The organism is Brevundimonas sp. ZS04, from assembly GCF_001956865.1.
Classification (GTDB): domain Bacteria; phylum Pseudomonadota; class Alphaproteobacteria; order Caulobacterales; family Caulobacteraceae; genus Brevundimonas; species Brevundimonas diminuta.
Genome location: NZ_MTHE01000034.1, coordinates 1 through 4,077, shown reverse-complemented (window position 1 = coordinate 4,077; position 4,077 = coordinate 1). Strand labels below are relative to the sequence as shown.

Below are 4,077 nucleotides of genomic sequence, written 5' to 3'. Positions count from 1 at the left end.
GGGCATACGCCCCCCTCTGGCGAGGGTCGCGCCGCTGGGTGGTTATCCACGGCGCGCTGATCTTTGTCCGGGACACTAGGAGTGTAGCTCAGCTGGTAGAGCATCGGTCTCCAAAACCGAGGGCCGGAGGTGTTCCGTCCGTCGGGCGCGGGGATGATCGAGCCGTTGGGCGGCCCGACCGGAGTGACGGTCAACGTCACGGTGGACGGCGGGGCCGAGGGGTTGCTGCGGTCAGAGACGCAGATCGCACGGATGCTGGCGCGGGCGACGGCGCTGGGCGCGCGCGGCTAGCGGCGCTTAAGCAGGGAGGGGCTGTGCGTCGAACGACAGCGCCAACAAAAAAGGGACGCCCGGAGGCGTCCCTTTGCAGACCGATGGGTCGATTATTCGCCCTTTGGATTGGGGCCGAACTTGTTGTCGCCCTTCTGGCTGTCGGAGATGCCGATCCAGAGCAGGAAGCCCAGGCCGACGAGCAGCATGATGCTGAGGCCGCCCATCATGGAGCCCAGCATGGACAGGGCCACGGAGGGATCTTCGCTCTCGAAGGCCTGCGGGTTGGTGATGACGGCCGTGCCGACGGCGCCGATGATCATGATGAAGCCGACGATGTTGGCGACCCAGGGGATGACGGCGAACCAGCCTGATTTGCCCATGTCGTGCAGACGCTTCACCGTGATGGCCAGGTTCGGCCAGATCATGGCGATGGACAGCAGGGCGCCGAGGATCGGAATCCAGCCCAGCACCACGCCGGCGCCGAGCAGGATCAGCCAGCTGATCCAGAAGTGCTGGCGACGCAGGCGGCCGTTGAAGGACAGCATGGCCGTGGCGAAGTCATAGGCGCCGAGCGGGGCGCCGCCCGTCGAAGAGGCGGCGGCCTGACCGAAGGCGGCGGCGGGAGCGGTGGAGGCCAGGATCATGATCTGGGTCGCCTCCATGCCTTCCGGCACGAAGTCGACGCGAGCGCCGACGGCGACGGTTCCGCCAGCCTGGACGTCCGCGCGGGTGAAGCCGTAGCGGATGCTGTCGTCGCCGCTGATCAGGCCCGTGCCCGAAGTGTCGTCATAGCTGAGAATTTCGCCGCGCACGCGGATCTCCTGTTGTTGAACGGCTTCGCCGTGGTGTGGCGAAAGCATGGCTGAGCCTGGCCGTTCGGACAACCCGAAGACTGCCGTCGGGTGAAGTTTTTCGCGAAACGTTCGCAATCTGTCCCGCGACGGGACGCAATCCACATCAAGTAGCGAGGACGCATGGCCTTTCATGAGGTGCGCCTGCCTGCGCGGCTGGCGTTCGGCTCGACCGGCGGGGTCGAGCGGAGGACGGAGATCACGACGCTGGCGTCAGGGTTCGAGCGCCGCTCGACGCCCTGGGCGGACGGGCGCAGGCGCTATCTGATCGGGGCGGGTTTGCGGTCGCTGGACGATATGGCGGCGCTGACGGCGTTTTTCGAAGCGCGGCGCGGGCGGCTGCACGGGTTCCGGTTTCGCGACTTTGCGGACTTCAGGAGCGGAGCGCCGGGGGCGGCCGTGACGCCGTTGGATCAGGTGATCGGGACGGGAGACGGGCAGGCGCGCGTCTTTCAGTTGAGCAAGGCTTACGGCGATCACCGACGCCTGATCGCCAAGCCGGTCGAGGGATCGGTGCGGGTGGCGGTGGCGGGCGTGGAGACGGCGGCCTTCTCGCTGGAGGCGACGAGGGGGCGGGTGACGCTGGCGACGGCGCCGCCGGATGGCGCGGCGGTGACGGCGGGCTTCGCCTTCGACGTGCCGGTGCGGTTCGACGCGGACCGGATGGAGGTGACGCTGGAGAGTTTCGGCGCCGGGCGGATGGTGGCCATGCCTCTGATCGAGGTGCGGGTCTGAGCCATGCGCAATGTTCCGGACGAACTGGCCGCCCGCATCGAGAGCGGGGCGGCGACGCTGTGTCATGTCTGGCTGCTGAGGCGGGCCGACGGGCGGGCGATGGGCTTCACCGACCATGACCGCGATCTGGAGGTCGAGGGCGCAGCGTGCCGGGCGGCCAGCGGCTGGACCGGCGGGGCGGGCGACGGCGAGGTCGGGCTGGCGGCGGGTGCGCTGTCGGCGTCCGGCGGGCTGGATGATGCGGCGATCACCGAAGAGGACATAGCGGCGGGGCGGTATGACGCCGCCGAGGTCGAGCTGTGGCGCGTGGACTGGATGCGGCCGGACCTGAGGGTGCGGCTGTGGAAGGGGCGGCTGGCGCGGATACGGCGTGAGAACGGGCGGTTCGTCGCCGATCTGGACGGGCCGATGGCGGCGCTGGAGCGGGTGGTCGGGCGGACCTATGGCCGGGGCTGCGATGCGGTATTGGGCGATGGACGGTGCGGGCTGGATGCGGCGTTGGTGGCTGGGCGCAACTGCGACAAGCGGTGGGCGACCTGTGTCGGGGTGTTCGGGAACGGGGTCAATTTTCAGGGCTTTCCGGACATCCCGGGCGAGGATTTCCTGACGGCGCGGCCTGTGGCGGGACGCAATGACGGCGGGAGCCGCAGGCGATGAGGGATGCCGAACGGCGCGCGCGGGTCGTGGCGGCGGCGCGGGGGTGGCTGGGGACGCCCTATCGGCATCAGGCCAGCGTGAAAGGCGAGGGGGCGGACTGTCTGGGCCTGGTGCGCGGGGTGTGGCGCGAGGCAGTCGGCGAGGAGCCGGAGGCGCCGCCGCCCTATCGTCCCGACTGGGCCGAGGTCGGGGGCGAGGAGACGCTGTGGGGCGCGGCGCGGCGGCGGCTGGTGGAGATCGCGCCGGAGCAGGCGGGGCTGGGCGACGTGTTGCTGTTCCGCATGGCGGCAGGCTGTCCGGCCAAGCATTGCGCCGTGTTGAGCGCGGTCGAAGGGCCGGAGCGGCGGATGATCCACGCCTATTGGGGGCGGTCAGTGGTCGAAAGCTGGATGGGGGCGTGGTGGCGCAGGCGTTTGGTCGCGGCGTTTCGCTGGCCGAATTTCTAAGAAGGAGCAGGCATGGCGCAGGTCGTTCTGGGCGGGATCGGGTCGGCGCTGGGCGGACCGATCGGGGGCTTTATCGGCGGGGTGCTGGGGCGGGCGACGGATAGCTGGCTGGTCGCCGGGCTGTCGCCTGCGCGGCAGGTCGGGCCGAGGCTGGAGGGGCTGAAACTGCAGTCCTCGGCCGAGGGGGCGCCGATGGCCTGCGTCTTCGGAAGGGCGCGGGTGGTCGGCCAGGTGATCTGGGCCACGCGCTTTCTGGAGAGGAAGGAGAAGCGGTCGGGCGGCAAGGGCGGCCAGAAGACGGTCGACTACGCCTATTCGCTGAGCTTCGCCGTGGCCCTGTGCGAGGGGCCGATCGACGGGATCGGCCGGGTCTGGGCTGACGGCCAGCCGATGGATATGGCGGGCGTGACGATGCGTCTGCATCGCGGGACGGAAGATCAGACGCCCGATCCGCTGATCGAGGCGGTGGAGGGGCGGGCGCCCGCCTATCGCGGGACGGCCTATGTGGTGTTCGAGGATCTGCCGCTGGACGCCTATGGCGACCGGCCGCCGCAGTTGGCGTTCGAGGTGTTCCGGCGGCCGCAGGGGGCGGCGCCGCAGCTGGAAGACCGGCTGGAGGGCGTGTGCCTGATCCCCGGCGCGGGAGAGTTCTGCCTGGCGACCGAGCCGGTGATGCGGCGCGAGGGGCTGGCGAAGTCCACGCCGGAGAACGTGCATCTGACGGCGGGTCAGACGGACCTGGAGGCCTCGTTGGATCAGCTGATGGCCCAGGCTCCGCGGTTGAAGCGGGTCAGTCTGGTGCTCGGCTGGTTCGGCGATGACGTGCGGATGGGGCATTGCCGCATCCGGCCGGGGGTGGAGCGGCGGGACAAGCCGACACAGCCTCTGGTCTGGGGCGTTGCGGGGGTGACGCGCGCGGACGCGCATCTGATCAGCCGGGTCGACGACGGAGAGGGCGGCGAAGGCCCGGCCTATGGCGGGACGCCGTCGGACGAGAGCGTGCGGCAGGCGATCCGGGCGCTGAAGGCGCGCGGGCTGGAGGTGACGCTGTATCCCTTCGTCTTCATGGACTGCGCCGGCTATCCGTGGCGAGGGCGGATCACGGGGACGGACGG

Annotated in this window: 5 protein-coding genes and 1 pseudogene; 5 read left to right on the top strand and 1 reads right to left on the bottom strand. The window is 70.1% G+C overall.

Going from position 1 to position 4,077, the window contains the following annotated elements; all coding sequences use genetic code 11:
- Positions 1-129: 129 nt before the first annotated feature.
- Positions 130-291 (top strand): hypothetical protein, encoded by a 162-nt coding sequence (locus tag BJP32_RS16615; RefSeq protein ID WP_369822440.1) that lies wholly within the window; start codon positions 130-132, stop codon positions 289-291.
- 92 nt (positions 292-383) lie between these two features.
- Here the strand turns inward: BJP32_RS16615 and BJP32_RS16610 are convergent, their stop codons facing one another.
- The gene (locus BJP32_RS16610) at positions 384-1,085 is read right to left on the bottom strand and encodes a DUF805 domain-containing protein (protein ID WP_046653408.1); all 702 of its coding nucleotides are present in this window, start codon (positions 1,083-1,085) and stop codon (positions 384-386) included.
- A 162-nt stretch (positions 1,086-1,247) separates the two neighbouring features.
- Here BJP32_RS16610 and BJP32_RS16605 point away from each other — a divergent pair, with 162 nt between their 5' ends.
- The 4 genes and pseudogenes from BJP32_RS16605 to BJP32_RS16590 form a co-directional block, all read left to right on the top strand.
- Positions 1,248-1,859: a DUF2460 domain-containing protein gene (locus BJP32_RS16605; RefSeq protein ID WP_046653202.1), complete on the top strand. Its 612-nt coding sequence runs from the start codon at positions 1,248-1,250 to the stop codon at positions 1,857-1,859.
- 3 nt (positions 1,860-1,862) lie between these two features.
- Positions 1,863-2,516, top strand: a complete 654-nt coding sequence (locus BJP32_RS16600) for a DUF2163 domain-containing protein (protein WP_076224883.1) — start codon at positions 1,863-1,865, stop codon at positions 2,514-2,516.
- Positions 2,513-2,962 carry an NlpC/P60 family protein gene (locus tag BJP32_RS16595; RefSeq protein WP_046653205.1) on the top strand — a complete coding sequence of 150 codons (450 nt, stop codon included), beginning with the start codon at positions 2,513-2,515 and terminating at the stop codon, positions 2,960-2,962. The genes BJP32_RS16600 and BJP32_RS16595 overlap by 4 nt, the downstream gene beginning before the upstream one ends.
- A 12-nt stretch (positions 2,963-2,974) precedes the next feature.
- Positions 2,975-4,077, top strand: a pseudogene (locus BJP32_RS16590) (hypothetical protein); the annotation flags it as partial.